The organism is Pectobacterium jejuense, from assembly GCF_026800125.1.
In the GTDB taxonomy this organism is placed as follows: Bacteria; Pseudomonadota; Gammaproteobacteria; order Enterobacterales; family Enterobacteriaceae; genus Pectobacterium; species Pectobacterium jejuense.
Genome location: NZ_JAPQKX010000014.1, coordinates 34898 through 54311 on the forward strand (window position 1 = coordinate 34898; position 19414 = coordinate 54311).

18 protein-coding genes are annotated in these 19414 nt (G+C 53.8%); 6 read left to right on the forward strand and 12 right to left on the reverse strand.

Features of this window, described 5'->3' with window-relative positions; translation table 11 throughout:
• Window positions 1-21 precede the first annotated feature (21 nt).
• The 6 genes from rng to csrD form a co-directional block, all read right to left on the reverse strand.
• Window positions 22-1491, reverse strand: a complete 1470-nt coding sequence (gene rng / locus NXT09_RS20360; protein WP_205554214.1) for a ribonuclease G — start codon at window positions 1489-1491, stop codon at window positions 22-24.
• Window positions 1481-2074, reverse strand: coding sequence for a Maf family protein (locus NXT09_RS20365; protein WP_240584312.1), 594 nt, complete (start codon window positions 2072-2074; stop codon window positions 1481-1483). Before NXT09_RS20365 ends, rng begins: the two co-directional genes overlap by 11 nt.
• Before the next feature lie 8 nt (window positions 2075-2082).
• Window positions 2083-2571, reverse strand: coding sequence for a rod shape-determining protein MreD (mreD, locus tag NXT09_RS20370; RefSeq protein WP_205554219.1), 489 nt, complete (start codon window positions 2569-2571; stop codon window positions 2083-2085).
• Window positions 2568-3551 carry a rod shape-determining protein MreC gene (mreC, locus tag NXT09_RS20375; RefSeq protein WP_268580993.1) on the reverse strand — a complete coding sequence of 328 codons (984 nt, stop codon included), beginning with the start codon at window positions 3549-3551 and terminating at the stop codon, window positions 2568-2570. Before mreC ends, mreD begins: the two co-directional genes overlap by 4 nt.
• A 173-nt stretch (window positions 3552-3724) precedes the next feature.
• Window positions 3725-4768 (reverse strand): rod shape-determining protein MreB, encoded by a 1044-nt coding sequence (mreB, locus tag NXT09_RS20380; protein ID WP_010300322.1) that lies wholly within the window; start codon window positions 4766-4768, stop codon window positions 3725-3727.
• Between the two features lie 316 nt (window positions 4769-5084).
• Entirely contained in the window at window positions 5085-7022 is a 1938-nt protein-coding gene (gene csrD / locus NXT09_RS20385; RefSeq protein ID WP_205554223.1) for an RNase E specificity factor CsrD, read from the reverse strand.
• Between the two features lie 290 nt (window positions 7023-7312).
• Here csrD and acuI point away from each other — a divergent pair, with 290 nt between their 5' ends.
• The 6 genes from acuI to accC all read left to right on the forward strand — a co-directional run bounded on the left by acuI (window position 7313) and on the right by accC (window position 12674).
• Window positions 7313-8290 (forward strand): acrylyl-CoA reductase (NADPH), encoded by a 978-nt coding sequence (gene acuI, locus NXT09_RS20390; RefSeq protein WP_174869209.1) that lies wholly within the window; start codon window positions 7313-7315, stop codon window positions 8288-8290.
• 170 nt (window positions 8291-8460) lie between these two features.
• Window positions 8461-9462: a protein-methionine-sulfoxide reductase catalytic subunit MsrP gene (msrP, locus tag NXT09_RS20395; RefSeq protein ID WP_268580994.1), complete on the forward strand. Its 1002-nt coding sequence runs from the start codon at window positions 8461-8463 to the stop codon at window positions 9460-9462.
• A 58-nt stretch (window positions 9463-9520) separates the two neighbouring features.
• Complete coding sequence (msrQ, locus tag NXT09_RS20400; protein ID WP_268580995.1) at window positions 9521-10120, forward strand: protein-methionine-sulfoxide reductase heme-binding subunit MsrQ; 600 nt, start codon at window positions 9521-9523, stop codon at window positions 10118-10120.
• A 254-nt stretch (window positions 10121-10374) separates the two neighbouring features.
• Window positions 10375-10827: a type II 3-dehydroquinate dehydratase gene (aroQ, locus tag NXT09_RS20405; protein WP_205554240.1), complete on the forward strand. Its 453-nt coding sequence runs from the start codon at window positions 10375-10377 to the stop codon at window positions 10825-10827.
• Between the two features lie 24 nt (window positions 10828-10851).
• Entirely contained in the window at window positions 10852-11319 is a 468-nt protein-coding gene (gene accB, locus NXT09_RS20410; RefSeq protein ID WP_010681551.1) for an acetyl-CoA carboxylase biotin carboxyl carrier protein, read from the forward strand.
• 11 nt (window positions 11320-11330) lie between these two features.
• Window positions 11331-12674 carry an acetyl-CoA carboxylase biotin carboxylase subunit gene (gene accC, locus NXT09_RS20415; protein ID WP_014913833.1) on the forward strand — a complete coding sequence of 448 codons (1344 nt, stop codon included), beginning with the start codon at window positions 11331-11333 and terminating at the stop codon, window positions 12672-12674.
• A gap of 87 nt (window positions 12675-12761) precedes the next feature.
• Here accC and NXT09_RS20420 read toward each other — a convergent pair whose 3' ends face one another.
• The 6 genes from NXT09_RS20420 to NXT09_RS20445 form a co-directional block, all read right to left on the reverse strand.
• Entirely contained in the window at window positions 12762-14753 is a 1992-nt protein-coding gene (locus tag NXT09_RS20420) for a TonB-dependent receptor plug domain-containing protein (protein ID WP_240584309.1), read from the reverse strand.
• Window positions 14754-14849: 96 nt separating this feature from the next.
• Window positions 14850-15698 carry a ModD protein gene (gene modD, locus NXT09_RS20425; RefSeq protein ID WP_268580996.1) on the reverse strand — a complete coding sequence of 283 codons (849 nt, stop codon included), beginning with the start codon at window positions 15696-15698 and terminating at the stop codon, window positions 14850-14852.
• Entirely contained in the window at window positions 15695-16516 is an 822-nt protein-coding gene (locus NXT09_RS20430; protein ID WP_268580997.1) for a class I SAM-dependent methyltransferase, read from the reverse strand. Before NXT09_RS20430 ends, modD begins: the two co-directional genes overlap by 4 nt.
• Before the next feature lie 55 nt (window positions 16517-16571).
• Window positions 16572-17330, reverse strand: coding sequence for an ABC transporter ATP-binding protein (locus tag NXT09_RS20435; RefSeq protein ID WP_268580998.1), 759 nt, complete (start codon window positions 17328-17330; stop codon window positions 16572-16574).
• Complete coding sequence (locus tag NXT09_RS20440; RefSeq protein ID WP_268580999.1) at window positions 17327-18322, reverse strand: FecCD family ABC transporter permease; 996 nt, start codon at window positions 18320-18322, stop codon at window positions 17327-17329. The genes NXT09_RS20435 and NXT09_RS20440 overlap by 4 nt, the downstream gene beginning before the upstream one ends.
• Window positions 18319-19356 (reverse strand): ABC transporter substrate-binding protein, encoded by a 1038-nt coding sequence (locus tag NXT09_RS20445; protein ID WP_268581000.1) that lies wholly within the window; start codon window positions 19354-19356, stop codon window positions 18319-18321. The genes NXT09_RS20440 and NXT09_RS20445 overlap by 4 nt, the downstream gene beginning before the upstream one ends.
• Between the last annotated feature and the right edge of the window lie 58 nt (window positions 19357-19414).

Below are 19414 nucleotides of genomic sequence, written 5' to 3' on the forward strand. Positions count from 1 at the left end.
GCCGACGACGAGCGCACGAATTTACATCATGACGACGTCAAACTGCTCCTGGCTATACAGGGGTTCGATTTGTACTTTGACCTGTTTGCCGACGAAAATTTCGACCTCAGCTAACGCGTGCGATTCTTCACTTCTCAGCGCTTCCCCGACTGCCGGTGAGGCATAGACCAGGAAACGATCGGTGTCATAAGCGTGGTGGACACGCACGATTTCACGCATGATTTCATAGCAGACGCTTTCTACCGTCTTCACCGTGCCACGACCATTACAGGTCGGGCATTCATGACACAGCACGTGTTCGATACTCTCACGCGTGCGTTTGCGCGTCATCTCCACTAATCCTAGTTGAGAGAAGCCGCTAATACTGGTTTTGACCCGATCTTTACTCAGCGCCTGCTCCAGAGAATGCAGCACCCGCCGACGATGATCTTCATTATTCATATCGATGAAGTCGATAATGATGATGCCGCCGAGGTTACGCAGACGCAGCTGTCGTGCAATCGCCTGCGTCGCTTCCGTGTTGGTATTGAAAATGGTTTCATCCAGATTGCGGTGGCCGACGAATGCCCCCGTGTTAATGTCGACGGTCGTCATCGCTTCGGTTTGATCGATGATCAAATAGCCGCCAGACTTCAGTTCAACCTTTCTGTCCAGTGAACGTTGGATCTCATTTTCCACATCAAACAGGTCAAAAATCGGCTGTTTACCCGCATAGTGTTCAAGTTTGCAGGTCATCTCTGGGATATATTCGGCGGTAAATTCCAGCAGCGCCTCATATGTCAGTCGGGAGTCAATCCGAATGCGATCCAACGCGGCACCAGCAAAATCACGCAAAATACGCTGGGCGAGCGCCACTTCACCGTAGAGCTTACATTTGGTCTGGTTGCGCTTTTTGCGCTCCATCACCTTGCCCCACAGACGCTTCAGGAACGCCGCATCCTGCGAGAGCTCTTCTTCACCGACGCCTTCCGCAGCGGTACGAATGATGAAACCACCGTCATCATCACAATACTCGGCGACAGTTTTCTTTAAGCGCTCGCGTTCCGCTTCGCTCTCAATCCGCTGTGACACGCCGACATGCGATGCACCCGGCATAAACACCAGATAGCGCGATGGCAGCGTGATATCCGTCGTCAGACGTGCGCCTTTGGTTCCCAGCGGATCTTTAACCACCTGCACCATGAGATCCTGCCCCTGACGCACCAGTTCGGCAATATCACGGACGTGAAAATTCTTCTGTTCGTCACCGGCAACGCATTCGGTGTGCGGCATGATATCGGACGCATGCAGGAATGCCGCTTTATCCAGACCGATATCCACAAACGCCGCCTGCATGCCCGGCAGGACGCGACTCACGCGGCCTTTATAAATGTTACCGACAATGCCGCGCTTCGCATCACGCTCAATATGAATTTCTTGCAGAATGCCGCCATCGATATAGGCAACGCGCGTTTCTGACGGTGTAACGTTTACCAGTAACTCAGCAGTCATGTTTTCCTCTTGCACTCCGCAACGCAGCAAAATTACTGAATAGCTCATGGGTTTCTACCAGCGGCAACCCAACCACCGCGTAATAGCTCCCGTTAAGCGACCGGACAAAGCATCCACCTTTGCCCTGAATACCGTAAGCCCCGGCTTTATCCATCGGTTCGCCGCTGGCGATATACCGTTCGATATCCTGCTGCGAGAGCGGACGGAAGACGACATCGGTTATCACCAGACAGCTCAATACATCGTCTTTATCTGCCAGCGCGACGGCTGTCATCACCTGATGTGGTTTCCCGGATAGCTGACTCAGCATCGCTGCCGCATGGGCTTCATCCTGTGGTTTTTCCAATACCTGACCGTTCAGCACCACAATGGTGTCGGCACCCAGAACCGGTAAATCAGACGGGGCCGCCACGACACCCGCAGCCGCTTTCTCATGCGCCAGACGCCGAACATAAACTTCCGCCGCCTCCTCCGGTAACCGCTGTTCTTCCACCGCGACATTCAGTACAGAAAAAGGAATATCGAGCTGCGTGAGCAGTTCGCGACGGCGAGGAGAAGCGGAGGCCAGATAAAGCTGAGTCATGAATCACCTTATTGCACAGTAAACTGACGACGAATTTTACGCATCAGCAGGAACAGCCACGGCCAGAGTACGCCATCAACGACGCAATTCCAGAGTGTTTCCGGTCGGAAAGAGACATTAATAACTAAAAATTCTGCCCAGAATACCGTGAGATCCATTAGCAGCGACAACAACATGACGATTAATGCCTGCTGCCATAACGCCATATTTCGGAATAGCTGGAATTTAAAGGCGACCAGATAAGCAACAATGCTCAGCGCCAGCGCCCGTACTCCCAGTGTAGACCCAAGAATCAGGTCCATAATCAGACCTAATATAAATCCTGTGCCGACATTCACCCGATGTGGCAATGCCATCACCCAGTAAATGAGAAACAGCGTCAGCCAGGAGGGGCGAAACATGTAGATTTCATCCGGCCACGGCATAATCTGCAAAACCATGGCGATCAGAAAAGAAAGCCAGATAATCCAGTTGCCATGCCTGCGATAACGGTTCATTGGCGGCCTCTTTGCGGCTCGGCGGTGGGCGTAGCGGTATCAGGAGGAAGCGGCGGTCCCATGTCGTCAGGCGACGGTAAAACCTGTGGCATCATCTGCATCAGGCGCTCATTGGCAACCCGATGTACTTCCGCTGGCGGCAGCGCCGTATTGGAGTTGTTTTCCACGCCCCACAGTAAGAGCAGATAGCGCAGGCGCTGTAGCCCCGCAGTCGGACGTGCCTGAATAATCGTATAGGCTCGCTGTGTATCGGCCTTGACCGATGACACCACACCAACGGGATACCCTTCGGGGAAACGACCGCCCAGACCCGATGTGACCAGCACGTCACCCACTCGGATGTCGGTATTGTTAGGCAAGTGTTCGAGTTGCAGATCGTCGGCGCAGCCATTGCCGGCGGCAATCACGCGGATATCATTGCGTAGCACCTGAATCGGCAACGCGTGGGAAACATCACAAATCAACAAAACCCGGCTGGTAAACTGACCAACCGCTACAACCTGACCCACCACGCCTTTATCGCTGATGACCGGTTGCCCTTCATACACGCCGTTCGACTGACCTTTATCAATCACCACCTGATCGCTGTAAGGGTCGGTTCCGGCGGACATCACCTGTGTCACCATCTTCTGCTCATCCTGACGCAGCGGCGAGCCGAGCAGTTCACGTAAGCGCGCATTTTCCTGCTTGAACTGGCCTAGCAGCAACAGGTCACTGTTTTTCATCAACAGTTCCTGACGCAGCGCGGTATTTTCAAGGCCTAATTGCTCACGGGTTGCCAGTGAGGCAGACATATTGTCCAGAACCTGACGGGGCCCATTCGCCAGAAAATAGAATGGACTGACGGTGGTGTCCATGTACGTTCTGATTTTGACGAACGAACCGAGCCGACTGTCCGCAACGATCACGACAATCGCGGTAACGACAGCAAGAAAAAGTCGTAATTGCAGGGAAGGCCCCCTGCTAAAAAGCGGCTTCATAAAATTTGCGTATTCCTCGACAGCAACCTCAAATCGCACCTGGCGATTTTTAACGTCACAAAGCGGTGCCCCGTAGGGCGAATTTCATTGCTCAGGCAAATAAAAAAGGGGTAACCACGAAAGATGAAAAACGCAGGCGTTCATCCATCCGGTCCCCCCTTTTCCAGACAGGATTACTCCTCGCTGAACAAATCGCCACCGTGCATGTCGATCATTTCCAGCGCCTTGCCACCGCCACGGGCGACACAGGTCAGCGGATCTTCAGCCACCACAACCGGAATACCGGTTTCTTCCATCAGCAAACGATCCAGGTTACGCAGCAGCGCACCGCCGCCGGTTAACACCATACCGCGCTCGGAAATGTCGGAGGCCAGTTCCGGTGGACACTGTTCCAACGCCGCCATGACCGCGCTGACGATACCCGTCAACGGCTCTTGCAGCGCTTCCAGAATTTCGTTGGAGTTCAGCGTGAACCCACGCGGTACACCTTCAGCAAGGTTACGGCCGCGCACTTCAATCTCTAGCACTTCGTCGCCCGGATAAGCGGAGCCGATTTCATGCTTGATACGTTCTGCCGTCGCTTCACCAATCAGTGAACCATAGTTACGACGAACGTAGTTGATGATCGCTTCATCAAAGCGGTCACCACCAATACGTACAGAAGAGGAGTACACCACGCCGTTCAGCGAGATCACTGCAACTTCGGTAGTACCACCACCGATATCTACAACCATGGAACCGGTCGCTTCGGATACTGGCATGCCAGCACCAATCGCAGCCGCCATCGGTTCTTCGATGAGGAACACTTCACGGGCACCGGCACCCAGCGCGGATTCGCGAATGGCACGACGTTCAACCTGCGTTGCGCCGACCGGAACACAGACCAGCACGCGCGGGCTCGGACGCATAAAGCTGTCGCTATGCACTTGCTTGATGAAGTGCTGCAACATTTTTTCTGTGACCTGGAAATCGGCAATCACACCGTCTTTCATCGGGCGAATCGCCACGATATTCCCAGGCGTTCTACCCAGCATCTGCTTAGCGTCATGGCCGACTGCCGCCACGCTCTTTTGAGAACCGGCACGATCCTGACGAATCGCAACCACAGAGGGTTCATTCAGTATGATGCCCTGCCCTTTAACATAAATCAGGGTATTGGCGGTACCCAGGTCGATGGACAAGTCGTTGGAAAACATGCCACGAAATTTCTTAAACATAACTAAAGGATAATCCTGCAAGCTGGGGGCGAAAAATAAATCCGCCTACTTTACCAACCACACGAAGCAGCGACAAGGCACGAAAAGGCTCTGCTTCGGTGAAAAATGAGTCTGCGTTACGCACGTCGGCGTCAGGGAGAAGGCACAACATGCTTTCTCCTCAGGCGGCAAGGCATCTTACCACTGTCCACCCGACAGAATTGCGCTAACACAGGACATAAAATCTAACATTTAATCGGATTGCCGCTAACGTAAGCACACACTAACCGATTTAACAACCGCCTCATTCTACGTCAATTTGAACGGGACGTTTATATTAAACACGATGCCGTGGTGAATATTTTTTCAGCTCATCCGTTACGGGGACTGATGCGGCAAAAAAATCGCCTTGTCCACCATAAACGCCCTTGCCCAACAGCATCCGCCACTCCTCTTTGGTTCGCACGCCAGCGGCAAACACCCGCGTTTGCGTCCCTTTACAGGCCTCGGTCAGGCTTTGTACAAACAGCTGATTTTCCGGGCGGCGCTCAAGGCTGCGGACCAAACCAGGATGAAGCTTGATGATCTCCACGGGGAGTGACTTGATATACGTCGTACTGACCAGCGTCAAACCCGCCTGCGTAACCGCCAGGCGACAGCCTAATCCCAGGATCAAATTGAGAACCGGGCGCAGGCGGCCGATATATTGACAGACATCTGCCTCTGCAAGTTCAAATAAAATGCACTGACGCTGCGTTTTCGGACATTGCAGTAAGACGTCTTTCAACCAACGCAGGAAAGGTTTCTGCAAAAGTGAGTCCACACTTACCGGTAGAGCCAGTGTTTCTCCCGGCCAGCTCGCTGACAGATCAATAATTCGTGCCACAAGCTGCCGATCGTAGCTGGCTGCCAGCCCCAGCTGTTGAACCAGCGGCATATACTCCGCCGCGAGCAGTTCCTGTTCTCCGTCATAAATCCGGCTCATCATTTCGCGATGATGCACCACGCCCTCTTTTGTCACCGCAGGTTTCTGATACAGCCGTGGGCCACCGCGTGCCAGCGTCTGTTCCAGCAGGGTTCGCCATTTCACGCTGCCACGCCCTTTTTCAGGCACCTGCCTGTCAAACACGCACCAACTATTACCGCCCTGCAACACCGCATTACGCGTCGCGTCTTCCACACTTTCCATCACCTGCTCGGCGCTTTGCCCGCCGCGATAGGCACAAATACCAATGTGGAGAACGTCCTCGCGATCGATCAACGGACAGGCGGGGAGAATATCGATAGACTTCACCAGCTGCGTGGCAATTGCAGTGGCTTCCTTTAGCGTGCTGTGGGGGAGCAATACGGTGAAATCGCTGCTGAAATAACGCGCCAGCAGCGCAGAGGGATAGCGCATGACAAACGTCGATAGCAGATTGACCAGCGTGAAACGGTATTCCTGAAGCGCATTGGTATAACCGTGCGTTTCTTGCAACGTTTCAAAATCAGGCACGCGAATCATCATGACGACGCCGTGCGTCCCCACTTCTTCGCCATCTTCCAGCTGTGTGGTCAATTGATTATCAAAAAACAGACGATTACTCAGCCCGGTTTCAGCATCCTGCGCGGCGAAAGCACGAATTAACGTATCAACCCGCCCGCGTTCCTCACGTGCTTCCACTAAGTCAGACAGCAGTTGATCGAGCGCCCCGCTGGTCTTAACCGGCCATTCACGTACCGAGCCCTGCATAACCGATTCTCGCTCGCCCTTGAGAATACGCTGTGCGCGCTTTTCCAACTCTTCCTGTCCGGCAGCCTGCCGACGCAGCCAGCGAATGGAGAAGTACAGCATGAGGAGCATCAGACCCGCCGCCAGCAGTACCGATAGCGTCGACACCACGAAACGCGGTAAACCGATCAGCGGGTCGACATATTTTAAGGCGATCGTCATGTTCAAATGATGCATCAACGGAAACTCGACCTCATGATAGAGGTGCGTGCGTTCCCAGCCGGCCTCGGGCAGCTGTATTGAATAGAGGGTCGAATCGTTATCCTGAATATCCAACGACACAATGCCTGCCGTTTTCATCATTCCCGGCAGCCAATATTGAATATTTTCGGGCGATTGCACTAATAGCGCCTGATCGATACTGGCCGTGACCTCGCGTAGCTGTTGCTCGGTTCGCAACTGGCTATAATAACAGAGGCTAAATATGCTACTGAAAAGCATAAGAAAAATGGCGAGAACCGTCAGCAATACTATGAGTATCGAGAACCTGGTCGTAAATCCCATCCCTGCGTCCTATTCCAAATAATTGTTATTTCTGCGAGTTTGTTGTTTTTTATCAGTTCGCATAGGCCAGCTACAACGCATAGTACCAATACTAACGAAGGTAGCTGTAATAACTATACCCTAAATAATTCGAGTTGCAGGAAGGCGGCAAGCGAGGGAGGCCCGATGAGCTTACTCAAGTAAGTGATTCGGGTGAGTGAACGCAGCCAACGCACATGCAGCTTGAAGTATGACGGGTATATAGTCGTTAATGACTTCCCCATTTTCCATCCTGCTACAGGAGATAGCCCATGCAGGCTTTAGTTCTTGAACAGTCAGACGGACTGACCCACGCTCAGATTCGCGAGATTGACGCAGAGCAGCTTCCCACCGGGGATGTAACTGTCGATATCAACTGGTCCGGCATTAACTATAAAGATGCGCTTGCCATTACCGGCAAAGGCAAAATTATTCGTAACTTCCCGATGGTTCCTGGAATCGACTTCGCTGGAACCGTGCGCCACAGCGACAGCGATCGGTTTACCGTCGGCCAACCTGTCATCCTGACCGGTTGGGGCGTGGGTGAAAACCACTGGGGCGGACTAGCGCAACAGGCTCGCGTGAAGAGCGATTGGCTGGTTCCCCTGCCCGCATCGCTGGATGCGCGTAACGCTATGATTCTGGGTACGGCAGGCTTTACCGCGATGCTGTGCGTGATGGCGCTGGAAGACGGTGGTATTACGCCGGACAGCGGCGACATTATTGTGACGGGTGCCAGCGGCGGTGTCGGCAGCACGGCAGTCGCCCTGCTTGCAGAACTAGGCTATCAGGTGACCGCCGTCAGCGGCCGTGCTGACAACACCGACTACCTGAAAAAACTGGGCGCCAAACAGGTGCTGGACCGCAGCGAATTCAGCGGAAGCCCTCGCCCGCTGGAGAAACAACGTTGGGCTGGCGCGGTGGATACTGTCGGCGATAACGTGTTGGCGACGCTGTTGGCACAGATGGATTACAACGCGACAGTCGCCGCATGCGGTCTGGCTGGCGGTGTTGCCCTGCCGACTACCGTGATGCCATTTATTTTACGCAATGTTCGCCTGCAAGGCGTGGATTCCGTGATGGCACCGCTGGCCCGCCGTCAGCAAGCATGGGAGCGTCTGGCTGCCATCCTGCCTGAGTCGTTCTATCAACAGGTGACGCAGGAAATCGGGTTGGAAGACGTCCCCGCTGTCGCTGCCGCACTGCTGGAAAACAAAGTCACTGGCCGCACGCTGGTGAAAATCAGCTAACGTCTTTTGTTGACGCACTCAGCCACCTTCGGGTGGCTGTTACACCCTGCAAAAAAGTATTTCATCTCTCCTGTCGCGGTTTTTACCGCAAGTCATCTATAACTAAGTGAACGGTAAGCATTAAAAACGCCACTTTGCGTCAACAATAATAATGACTGGCGGGAGTTCACATGCACAAACATCGCAAGCTAACGGAAGCCGACGTTACCCCGGAATCCCTCTTCTATCAGCGTCGGCGCGTCTTAAAAGCGCTGGGTATTTCCGCTGCGGCGCTTTCGCTGCCATTTTCTGCACAGGCTGATCTGTTGGCCTGGTTTAAAGGCGGTGATAAACCCAAAGCACCGCCGGGTAAACCGCTCACGTTTAGCCAACCTGCCGACTGGAAGCTCGATCTGCCGCTCACGCCGGAAGATAAGGTCACGGGTTATAACAACTTCTATGAATTTGGGTTGGACAAAGCCGATCCGGCAGCAAATGCCGGCGGGTTAAAAACCGAAGGCTGGACCGTCAAAATAGACGGCGATGTCGCCAAACCCCTCACGCTGGATATCGACGATTTGCTCAAACGCTTTCCGCTGGAAGAACGGATCTACCGTTTCCGCTGCGTCGAAGCGTGGTCAATGGTGATTCCGTGGGTCGGCTTTGAGCTGGCCAAGCTGATTAAATACGCCGAACCCACCAGCAACGCCCGCTTCGTGGCGTTTCAGACGCTTTACGACCCGGAACAGATGCCGGGGCAAAAAGATCGCTTCATGGGCGGTGGTCTCGACTATCCCTATGTAGAAGGGTTACGGCTGGATGAAGCCATGAATCCTCTGGCATTGCTGGCTGTCGGGGTTTACGGCAAGACGTTACCGCCGCAGAACGGTGCCCCCATCCGCTTAGTCACACCGTGGAAATATGGCTTCAAGAACATCAAATCTATCGTGCATATCCGCCTCACCCGTGAACAGCCTCCCTGCACATGGAATCTGGCAGCCTCGGACGAATATGGCTTCTATGCCAACGTTAACCCGCATGTGGATCACCCGCGCTGGTCACAGGCAACAGAGCGCGTCATTGGTTCCGGCGGGCTACTTAACGTTGAGCGTCAACCCACGCTGTTGTTCAACGGCTATGCGGAACAGGTCGCTTCGCTGTATCGCGGCTTGAATCTGCGCGATAATTTTTAGCTAAAAACACAAAACATCTAGCCAATAACACCTTGTCAGGATAGGAATCCACATCAGCATGAGACTGACGCTACAACACATTACCCGGTTAAAAGTGCTACTCCATCTGGCTGGTTTTCTGCCGCTGCTGTGGCTGATATTGTCGGTTGACCAAGGGTGGTTCAGCGCCGATCCGGCCAAAGATATCCAGCACTTTACCGGCAGAATGGCGCTGAAATTGCTGCTGGCGACGCTGCTGGTTACGCCATTAGCGCGCTACGGCAAGCAGCCGCTGCTCATTCGCTGCCGACGCCTCCTCGGGCTGTGGTGCTTTTTCTGGGCGACGTTGCATCTGGTGAGCTATGCGCTGCTGGAGCTGGGTCTGGATCATCTGGCGCTGCTGGGTAAAGAGCTGGTATCCCGACCGTATTTAACGTTGGGAGTCATAAGCTGGTTGATTTTGCTGGCGCTGGCGGTGGCATCACCACAGATAATGATGCGCAAGTTGGGATCGCAATGGCAAAAACTGCATAATTTTGTCTATTTAGTCGCCATCCTTGCGCCTATCCACTATCTTTGGTCAGTTAAAACGCTCTCACCGCAGCCTATTTTGTATGCGCTCGCGGCGCTGATATTGCTGCTGTTTCGTTATAAGAAATTTCGCCAATGGTGGCGCTAAACGCCGCAGCAACACAGGAAAAGCCGGGTTTGAGCCGCAGCAAGATTCACGCTTTCTCGCCATCTGGTGCAGGAATATCTCCGCAGATAAGACCAGTATTTAGCTGCGAATTGCCACGATATGGTTATAATGCACGACTTTAATTTCTCGGGCCGGACAATTTGCGTCACGAAAGGTGACAAACGAATAGCTTCGCGCTATTTTGTGCGACACGGTTTTGGCAATCTTGGTCAATCGCGGGAGATAGCAGCACAATGGCAGAAAAGTTTCACATTTTGCTCTTGAACGGTCCAAACCTGAATCTGCTAGGAACCCGAGAGCCCGACAAATACGGTAAGACGACGCTAGCAGACATTGTCAGCGAACTGGAAACACAGGCGCAGACATTGAACGTGAAGTTTTCCCATCTGCAATCCAACGCGGAACATGTCCTGATCGATACCATCCATCAGGCCAGAGGAAACACAGACTTCATTCTGATTAACCCGGCGGCATTCACCCACACCAGCGTTGCGCTGCGTGATGCCCTGCTGGCGGTCGCGATTCCGTTTATCGAAATTCATCTGTCCAACGTGCACGCACGTGAGCCTTTTCGTCATCATTCCTACCTTTCTGATGTTGCGGTAGGCGTGATATGTGGCCTGGGGGCAGATGGTTATCAGTATGCTTTACAGACGGCGGTAAAACGCCTGTCAACTTCCAATTAAACAAAAGAGTACGGAACCACATCCATGGATATTCGTAAAATCAAAAAACTGATCGAACTGGTTGAAGAGTCCGGCATCGCCGAACTGGAAATTTCTGAAGGTGAAGAATCAGTACGTATCAGTCGTGCCCCAGCAGCGGTTAACTACCCGATGATGCAACAGGCTTACGCTACGCCGATGATGCAGCCACAGCCTGCACTGGCAGCCGCCGTTGCACCAGCGCCAGTGGAAGCTGCAGCAGCACCGGCTGCCATCAGTGGACACATCGTTCGTTCTCCAATGGTTGGAACCTTCTATCGCACCCCAAGCCCGGACGCTAAAGCGTTTGTGGAAGTGGGTCAGCACGTCAATGTTGGCGATACCCTGTGCATCGTCGAAGCCATGAAAATGATGAACCAGATCGAAGCTGACAAATCAGGCGTGGTTAAAGCCATCCTGGTCGAAAGCGGTCAGCCGGTTGAATTTGACGAGCCACTGGTTGTCATCGAATAACGAGGCTTATCATGCTAGATAAAATCGTTATCGCTAACCGCGGAGAGATTGCGCTGCGTATTTTGCGTGCCTGTAAAGAACTGGGCATCAAAACCGTCGCCGTTCACTCCAGTGCGGATCGCGATTTGAAACACGTATTGCTGGCGGACGAAACCGTGTGTATCGGCCCGGCGCCGTCAACAAAAAGCTATCTGAACATCCCTGCGATTATTTCCGCTGCGGAAATCACGGGTGCTGTCGCGATTCACCCTGGTTACGGCTTCCTGTCCGAAAATGCGGATTTTGCCGAGCAGGTTGAACGCTCTGGCTTTATCTTCATCGGCCCACGCGCAGAAACCATTCGCCTGATGGGTGACAAAGTGTCTGCCATCACCGCCATGAAAAAAGCGGGTGTTCCAACCGTACCAGGCTCCGATGGCCCTCTGACTGACGACATGGACGCTAACCGTGTTCATGCAAAACGCATCGGCTATCCGGTCATCATCAAAGCCTCTGGCGGCGGCGGTGGTCGTGGTATGCGCGTCGTGCGCAGCGACAAAGAGCTGGAACAATCCATCAACATGACCCGTGCGGAAGCCAAAGCGGCTTTCAACAACGACATGGTCTACATGGAAAAGTATCTGGAAAACCCACGTCACGTGGAAATTCAGATTCTGGCTGATGGTCAGGGCCACGCGGTTTATCTGGCCGAGCGTGACTGCTCCATGCAGCGTCGCCACCAGAAAGTGGTGGAAGAAGCGCCAGCACCGGGCATTACGGACGAGCTGCGTCGCAATATCGGCGATCGCTGTGCCAAAGCCTGTATCGATATCAACTATCGTGGTGCGGGTACGTTTGAGTTCCTGTACGAAAACGGTGAGTTCTACTTCATTGAAATGAACACCCGTATTCAGGTGGAACATCCGGTAACCGAAATGATTACCGGCGTGGATCTGATCAAAGAGCAGCTGCGCATCGCTGCCGGTATGCCACTGTCCATCAAGCAGAAAGACGTCAAGGTTCGCGGCCATGCGGTGGAATGCCGTATCAACGCGGAAGATCCGAACACGTTCCTGCCAAGCCCAGGTAAAATCACGCGTTTCCACGCGCCGGGCGGCTTTGGTGTCCGTTGGGAATCGCATATTTACGCCGGTTATACCGTACCGCCGTATTACGATTCCATGATCGGCAAGCTGATCACCTATGGTGAAACGCGCGAAATCGCGATTTCCCGTATGAAGAACGCACTGGCTGAACTGATTATCGATGGCATCAAAACCAACATCGAACTTCAGATGAAGATCATGAGCGACGAAAACTTCCAGAGAGGTGGCACGAACATCCACTATTTGGAGAAGAAACTCGGCTTGCAGTAAACACTGCGCAATCGAGTCAAAAGGCCAGCTTATGCTGGCCTTTGTTATTTAGGGTATTGTTATTTAGGATATATATGCCCTCGGGGATTAATACTGGTAAGCAACGCCTAACCAATAATTACGCCCTTCCTCAACATAACCTTCCTGATAAGCGTAAGCCGAATCAAACAGATTATTGACCGACGCATTCACGCTAAAGCCGGCACCCAGACGATAATCCACCCGCACATTGGTCACCGCAAATCCGCGCGTTTTATCGTTATTATCCGAATTATTGAATCCCCAGCTACGCGCTTCTTCCATCACCGTAATGCTGACCGGTTCGACAGGCGTGATCGTTGCCCAGGCGAACACCTTATGCTTCGGCAGATCGACAATGTTGCCGATTTCTTTGCGTTTCACATCGCTATGAATCAACCCATAGTTAACCCCGACGGTTAACCAGTCTTTGACATCACCGTGAATACCCAGATCTATGCCGTAGTAATCGACCCGGCCGCTGTTGCGGTTTTGGATCAAACTCGGCGTAATGTTATGTGACAGAATCGCATCCGATACCCGGTTGTAGTACACGCTGGCATCGTAGCCCCAGCCCTCGGTCAAGCCCCCGCGATAGTTCAGCTCAAGGTTTTGCGCACGCTCGGGTTTGAGGTTCGGATTAACCAGCGCATCCTGATTTTTGGCTGGCTTAGAAGTGGTGTAACGCTCTTTCAGCGTCGGGAAACGGCTGCGTTCAGACAGCGATAATTGCAGCTCATCGCGATTATCGAAGCGATACTTCGTCATCATCTGCCAGTTGAATGCATCCTGATTATTTTGGTCATAATTTGTTAGCGTGCCGTTCTTCTCATGCTTCATGCCCTGCTTGCTGTCACGCCAGTCGTAGCTTACGCCAAACACCGCGTCCAGCTTATCGGACACATTCCACTGGTATTCGCTTGCCATCGACCAGGTTCGGTCCTTATAGCGATCGTAAGGCGCATTAATCGCCCCTTTCTCGCGATGCACGTCATCTTTCCAGTGTACGGCGAACGACAGCAAATCCAGTTCGCGCATATCAATCCCTAATTGCAGCCCCGCGCCGTTACTGAAATCCGCATAATGGCTATAGTTACCGCTCTTATTTTTGAAATCCGCCAGCGTTTTATACATCAGCAAGGTATTTTCAAATTCATCGTGATAGAAGCGGCTTTTTAGCGTCATTCTGTCACTAAGCTTTGTGGTGCCCTGATAGTAATAGCTTTCTTTGTTGTAGTCCGGCCATTGCCAATAGCGTCCTGACTGACCGCTATTGCCCGCATAAGGTGGCGTATTCTTCTCACCTTCCTGATTGATGTAGGTAAACGTGTATTCATCAGATTCCCGCGGCGTAAACCCGACCTTCAGCATGCCGCGCTTATCATCGTTGCCGGAATTCATCCGCTGACCTTCGCTACCGGCAGTCGCGTTATCAACCCCGTGAGGCAGCCCGGTAAAGCGCTGCTTCTGACGGCTGCCGCTAATCTGGAAGAACCCCAGATCGCTTTTCCCGCCAAACGACGCATCCATGTTATGTGCATTGTCACGCCCGCGCGCCCAGCCCTGATTCAAGCGCACGTTCGCTTCCAGCTCTTTTTTCGGCCGCAGCGTTGTCAGGTTAATTGCGCCTCCCATTTGATTCGGGCCTTGCAACAGCGAGGTATACCCTTTAGACACCTCAACCGCCGCCAGATCGGAAGCCTGAAAACGGCCAAGATCCAGGTTGCCGTCATAGGGAACATAAATCGGCACGCCGTCGAGGAAAACCGGCACCTGTCGGCTATCAAAGCCGCGAACTTTCACCTGTTGTTCGCTGCGCCCGCCTGATTTTTGTAACGTCACGCCCGGCACGATATTCAGCGCTTCCGCCACATTGCGTCGATTTAGCTGGTTAATCTGCTCCTGATTCACGATATCGTTAGTCGCCGCAACCGGACTGCTCCACACCGTCATCACGTCTTTATCCTTCGTATTCTCAACCGCGTCACCAGAAGCGGCATAGACGCAAGAGACGGGTAATAAACTGGCGGACAACAACCAACTTAACTTCTTTATTTGCATGACATTGTTCCCTTAAAAAAACACATTGCTGTATAAAAATTTATATAACGATAGATATCGCCACTTCCCGTCATCCGGGCGTTCAGGATGATGGCGTTAGCGTTTTGGCGTTAAAACGACACGAATATCGGCAGAGGGCGCGTGGTAAGGCGCAGAGGTGACGAGCAGAGCAACGCCGGTTTCGGCATAGCGTTGAACCGTTTGCAGGTTGATTCCTCCCGCCGCAGACACCTTACATGCGGACGCATGGCGGGCAGCGTAAGACCGCGTGGCGATCACCTGTTCAGGCGTAAACTTATCAAGTTGTAGAATATCGGGCCCGGCGCTGAGCGCCATCATCGCCTCATCAGGGTTATCCACTTCCACGATGATGGCTTTCTCCGGTGCCGCGTGGCGTAGTTGGGCAACATGGGCAGACCAATCGTCCTGATTCGACAAAAAGCGACGATGGTTCGTGAATAACAGCACCGTTTCTGCACAGCCCAGACGGTGCACAATGCCGCCTCCGGCCAGCACAGCTAAGATCGAAAGCAGCTTCGTACCCGGAATAATTTTGCGCGTACAGGCAATCTGCCCAGATGGCACCTCACGGGTATAAATTGCCTTCATTTGATACAGATACTCGCTGACGCCACAGCACCACTCCAGCACGTTCTGCGTAACTTTCCATCCCTGATGTAACGCGGCGACATTGCCCGTTGCGGCAAGCATCGCAGCGCCGGGCGGCACGCATTCCCCTTCCTGAACGCAATACGTCACCCGCAGCCCCAGCCGCTGTAGCAGGCGTTCCGCCACCGGCATCCCGCTCACACACCCGCCCTGACGATGGAAAAACGTGATGTCTCCTTCTCCTTGCCCTATTCCCAGCGCCCGCGTGGTGACATCACCGTACTGAATATCTTCCTGTAAGAGCTGGTCAAGGTACGCATCCGGGATATAAATCATCGTGCGAACTCCGCATGTGGCACCACATCCCAGTAGACAAATGCCCAATCCCGCGTCGGCGAAACAAGCGGAATATCATCATCCTGATGCGCATCGTAATAGGCTCTCAGGCGCTGTTTTTCTTCCTCATTCAACTTGCCTAATGACCAGGCCACGCCTTCCGCAAAACGCTCGAAGGTTTCGGCATGCCTTTGGCAATTCTGCCCGCGAATAAAGCTCACGTTGGCGTGAATGCCCATGCGATAGAGGATGTTCACGGCATAGATATAGTTCGGTAACGATGTCGACGTTCGCCCGATTGCCGCCGAAATCCGTGGATCGACAAACGTAGGGGAAACCGTGTGAGTGGTGTACACCCGCAGGCGGGCTTTCTGATTCAGCTTGTAGAGCGCGGCCGCCAGATCCATGACCAGCGTCGATCGCGATGCCACCACAATGTCGCAGTCGGGCAGATCCGTCCAGTCGTCTTCCCAGGCACGGTGAGCAAATGTCGCATTCGCTATCCCCATCGCCTCCGCCCGACGACGCGCCACATCCAGCATGCCCTCGCTGTAATCAATGCCGTAAACCTGTTCAAGCCGCGACGCCACATTGAGGCAGACCGACCCCGGCCCACATCCAACGTCCAGCAGCGTTGTCGCCCCCGAGAAATCCATGCTGGCGATGAACCGATCCAGATACGGATCGCGTGGCCCCGCGCATTCTATTGCCATGTTTTCTGCGCGCTTGTCCCAGTGTTCCGGGGTTTTGGCGGTTCTGGCCGCCCGCGCCATATGCGCCTGATAAAGCGTGGAAAAATCAATCTCGTCGATAATCATATTCTCTTCCTGACTTCTCTTTTATTCGATACCGTTTACCTGCACGCGCAGGGCATCAGGTACGGAAATGGGCGTGAATATCCGCTTCTTGTACGCCGTACAGCGCCGCCAGTCTCGTTGGCGTCAGCAGAGCATCCGGGGCTCCCTGTTCCGTCCCCGCGCCGGGGTGTAGCAAAACCACGTTATCCGCCACGGCTCGTGCATGCTGAGGATGGTGCGTGGACATCAGCACCGCGATGCCGCTTTCTTTAAGCCGCTTGATGTGTGCCAATAATCGAATCTGGTTGCCAAAATCCAGACTGGCCGCCGGTTCGTCCATCACCATCAGCGCAGGCTGCTGTACTAACGCACGGGCAATCAGTACGCGCTGCCGCTCTCCTCCGCTCAGCGTCGCGTATGAACGCTGGCTCAGCGACAAAATACCGAGCTGTGATAGCACCGCTTCAGCACTCGCGATCTCACGTTTTCCGGGCGTAGAAAAGAGCGACAAACGGGGGTGACATCCCATCAGCACCATATCCAACACGCGAAAGGCAAAGGGAGAGTCATGCGCCTGAGGCACATAGGCCGCGACCTGTGCGAGCGCTCTGGCAGACCATGCGGTGATGGGTTTTTCAGCGATGTGTATCTGACCGGAAAAGGCCGGAATCAAGCCCAACAGGGTACGCATCAGGGTGGTTTTGCCGCTGCCATTAGTGCCCAGCAAACAGGTAATCTGCCCGGCTGGCAGTGAAAACGAGATGTCGCGGTTCACAACGGTGCGGCCATATCCGACACTAACCGCCTGAAGCGTAGCGATGCTGCTGCCCGTCATGCTCTTTCCCCTCTCAACAGCAGGAGCAGAAAGAAGGGCGCACCGATGGACGACGTCAGAATGCCGAGCGGCAGTTCAATCGCAGCGATCGTTCGTGCCAGCGTATCAGTGAGTAACAGCAGCAGCGCCCCAACGGCAATGGAAACGGGCAATAGCCGATTGAAATTGTCTCCGACGATAAAACGGCAGATGTGCGGCACCACCAGCCCTATCCACCCGATGATTCCCGCAATCGACACCGCACTGGCGGTAATTAACGTCGCCGCAAAAATGAATAACAGCCGCGTATAAAATATATTCACTCCAAGCGTGCGGGCTTCTTCATCCGGCAGGCTCAGCAGATTCATACGCCAGCGCAGTAAAATAAGCGGGGCCAGTCCAATCACAATCAGTATCGCGGCAACGTTTAAGTCCTGAACGGTAATGGCGGAGAGCCCACCCAATAGCCAGAAAGTAATAGACGGTAGCTGAGTATAGGGATCGGCCAGGATCTTGATCAGTGCGATTGCCGCGCCGCCTAATGCGCCGATCGCCATGCCCACCAGCACCAGTGCCAACACGGGATCGTGTCGTTTCGCCATACGGGCAATCAGGCAGACCAGCGTCACCGCCCCCAGCCCACCGACAAACGCCAGAAGCTGAATAAACAGCATCGGTAAGCCAAGGAAAATCCCAAGCGTCGCTCCTACGCCAGCACCGGCAGAGACGCCAAGAATATCGGGAGAAACCAGAGGATTACGGAACATGCCCTGATAAGCCGCGCCAGCGGCGGCTAACCCAGCACCAATCAGCAGCGCCGCCAGCATGCGCGGCACGCGAATGTTCCAGAACACCGTCGCTTTACGTGGCTCGATCGACGCCGTTCCCTGCGGGGCAGCGATAATTTGCAGGATTTCATGCACAGAGAGGGAATAGTGCCCCACCGCTAACGCGAGCAGCGCACTGCCGATCAGCAAAACCCCCAGCACTAGAGTAATGGTATGGCTTTTCATGCCACTCTCAGCAGTTGCTCAAGCTGCGCATCATTCAGATCGGTATGGTAAAACAGGCGGAAAAACGTTCGGGTATCGCTTTTGAGCTGCTGAGCGGCGGCAGGGTCAAAATGGCTTTGTAAGCGGCACAGCCCCAGCAGCCGATTCAGGCCGGGTGGTGCATCCAGCCAGCCAAACGGCAAGCCAGACATCAGGATCACGCGCTGCTGTGCAACCGCATGCACGCCCTGCCATTGCTCCGAGTGCATAATGTGCTGATAGCTCTGCACATCCTGCGTGATGATAAGCTCTGGGTTCCACCGCAGAATGTGCTCCATCGACACCTGAGTCAGCGTTTTTAATTCCCCTGCGGTCGCGACGTTCTCAAAACCCAGCAGTTCCACCGCTTCGGTATGGAGAGAACCACGCAGTCCGGTTTCCAGCCCCATCGCCCCGCGAGCGAAATAGAAGCGCGGTTTCTCGGTTTGCGCACTGGTACGGTAAACATTTGCACGCTGCAAAATAGCCTCGGCAAACTGTGCCTGCTGCTCTGCTCGCGCCGCGACATTCAGTAACTGCCCCACCTGCCGGAGCTGTGAAGGCGTGTCCAGTAATCCACCATCCACCAGCACGTAAGGCACACCGGTCTGCTGTGACGTCCTCTGCGCCAGCGAGCGATACGTTTCATCGGCGCTTCCACAGTCAATGATGATGTCTGGATTCAGCGTCAGCAGTTTTTCCAGCGATAACGTACTGGCTCGGCCTGATAAGCGTCCCAAACGCGGCAATCGGCGTACGGTTTCAGAAAACAGCGCCCCCGATTCGCCCGACAAATCAAACGATGAAAACCCAAGCAGCTTTTCTGGTGCCAAGGCTAATAGCAGCAGATCCGCAGGCGGCCCCGCGCTAATAACACGCTGAATATCAGAAGGGTTGGGAATCTGACCAAACCGTCCGGCAATGCGATCAAACGCATGAGCAAAGGACGCAGGCAAAAGAGGTAAAGCAGACAGTGCCGCCAGATACGACAAAAAAGTACGCCTGTTAATTCCCATGATAATCCCAGAGTTAAATAATATCCGCCAAATTTCAGGCAGGCGGCAAGCGAAGGCA

Excerpts from the sequence above, each read along its gene's own strand:
- msrP (WP_268580994.1), top strand. The coding sequence starts at position 8,461 with ATGCACAAACATCGCAAGCTAACGGAAGCCGACGTTACCCCGGAATCC.
- mreD (WP_205554219.1), bottom strand. The coding sequence starts at position 2,571 with ATGAACCGTTATCGCAGGCATGGCAACTGGATTATCTGGCTTTCTTTT.
- modD (WP_268580996.1), bottom strand. The coding sequence starts at position 15,698 with ATGATTTATATCCCGGATGCGTACCTTGACCAGCTCTTACAGGAAGAT.
- rng (WP_205554214.1), bottom strand. The coding sequence starts at position 1,491 with ATGACTGCTGAGTTACTGGTAAACGTTACACCGTCAGAAACGCGCGTT.
- NXT09_RS20430 (WP_268580997.1), bottom strand. The coding sequence starts at position 16,516 with ATGATTATCGACGAGATTGATTTTTCCACGCTTTATCAGGCGCATATG.
- msrQ (WP_268580995.1), top strand. The coding sequence starts at position 9,521 with ATGAGACTGACGCTACAACACATTACCCGGTTAAAAGTGCTACTCCAT.
- NXT09_RS20435 (WP_268580998.1), bottom strand. The coding sequence starts at position 17,330 with ATGACGGGCAGCAGCATCGCTACGCTTCAGGCGGTTAGTGTCGGATAT.
- aroQ (WP_205554240.1), top strand. The coding sequence starts at position 10,375 with ATGGCAGAAAAGTTTCACATTTTGCTCTTGAACGGTCCAAACCTGAAT.
- NXT09_RS20445 (WP_268581000.1), bottom strand. The coding sequence starts at position 19,356 with ATGGGAATTAACAGGCGTACTTTTTTGTCGTATCTGGCGGCACTGTCT.
- NXT09_RS20420 (WP_240584309.1), bottom strand. The coding sequence starts at position 14,753 with ATGCAAATAAAGAAGTTAAGTTGGTTGTTGTCCGCCAGTTTATTACCC.
- mreC (WP_268580993.1), bottom strand. The coding sequence starts at position 3,551 with ATGAAGCCGCTTTTTAGCAGGGGGCCTTCCCTGCAATTACGACTTTTT.
- NXT09_RS20440 (WP_268580999.1), bottom strand. The coding sequence starts at position 18,322 with ATGAAAAGCCATACCATTACTCTAGTGCTGGGGGTTTTGCTGATCGGC.
- NXT09_RS20365 (WP_240584312.1), bottom strand. The coding sequence starts at position 2,074 with ATGACTCAGCTTTATCTGGCCTCCGCTTCTCCTCGCCGTCGCGAACTG.
- accC (WP_014913833.1), top strand. The coding sequence starts at position 11,331 with ATGCTAGATAAAATCGTTATCGCTAACCGCGGAGAGATTGCGCTGCGT.
- csrD (WP_205554223.1), bottom strand. The coding sequence starts at position 7,022 with ATGGGATTTACGACCAGGTTCTCGATACTCATAGTATTGCTGACGGTT.
- mreB (WP_010300322.1), bottom strand. The coding sequence starts at position 4,768 with ATGTTTAAGAAATTTCGTGGCATGTTTTCCAACGACTTGTCCATCGAC.
- accB (WP_010681551.1), top strand. The coding sequence starts at position 10,852 with ATGGATATTCGTAAAATCAAAAAACTGATCGAACTGGTTGAAGAGTCC.
- acuI (WP_174869209.1), top strand. The coding sequence starts at position 7,313 with ATGCAGGCTTTAGTTCTTGAACAGTCAGACGGACTGACCCACGCTCAG.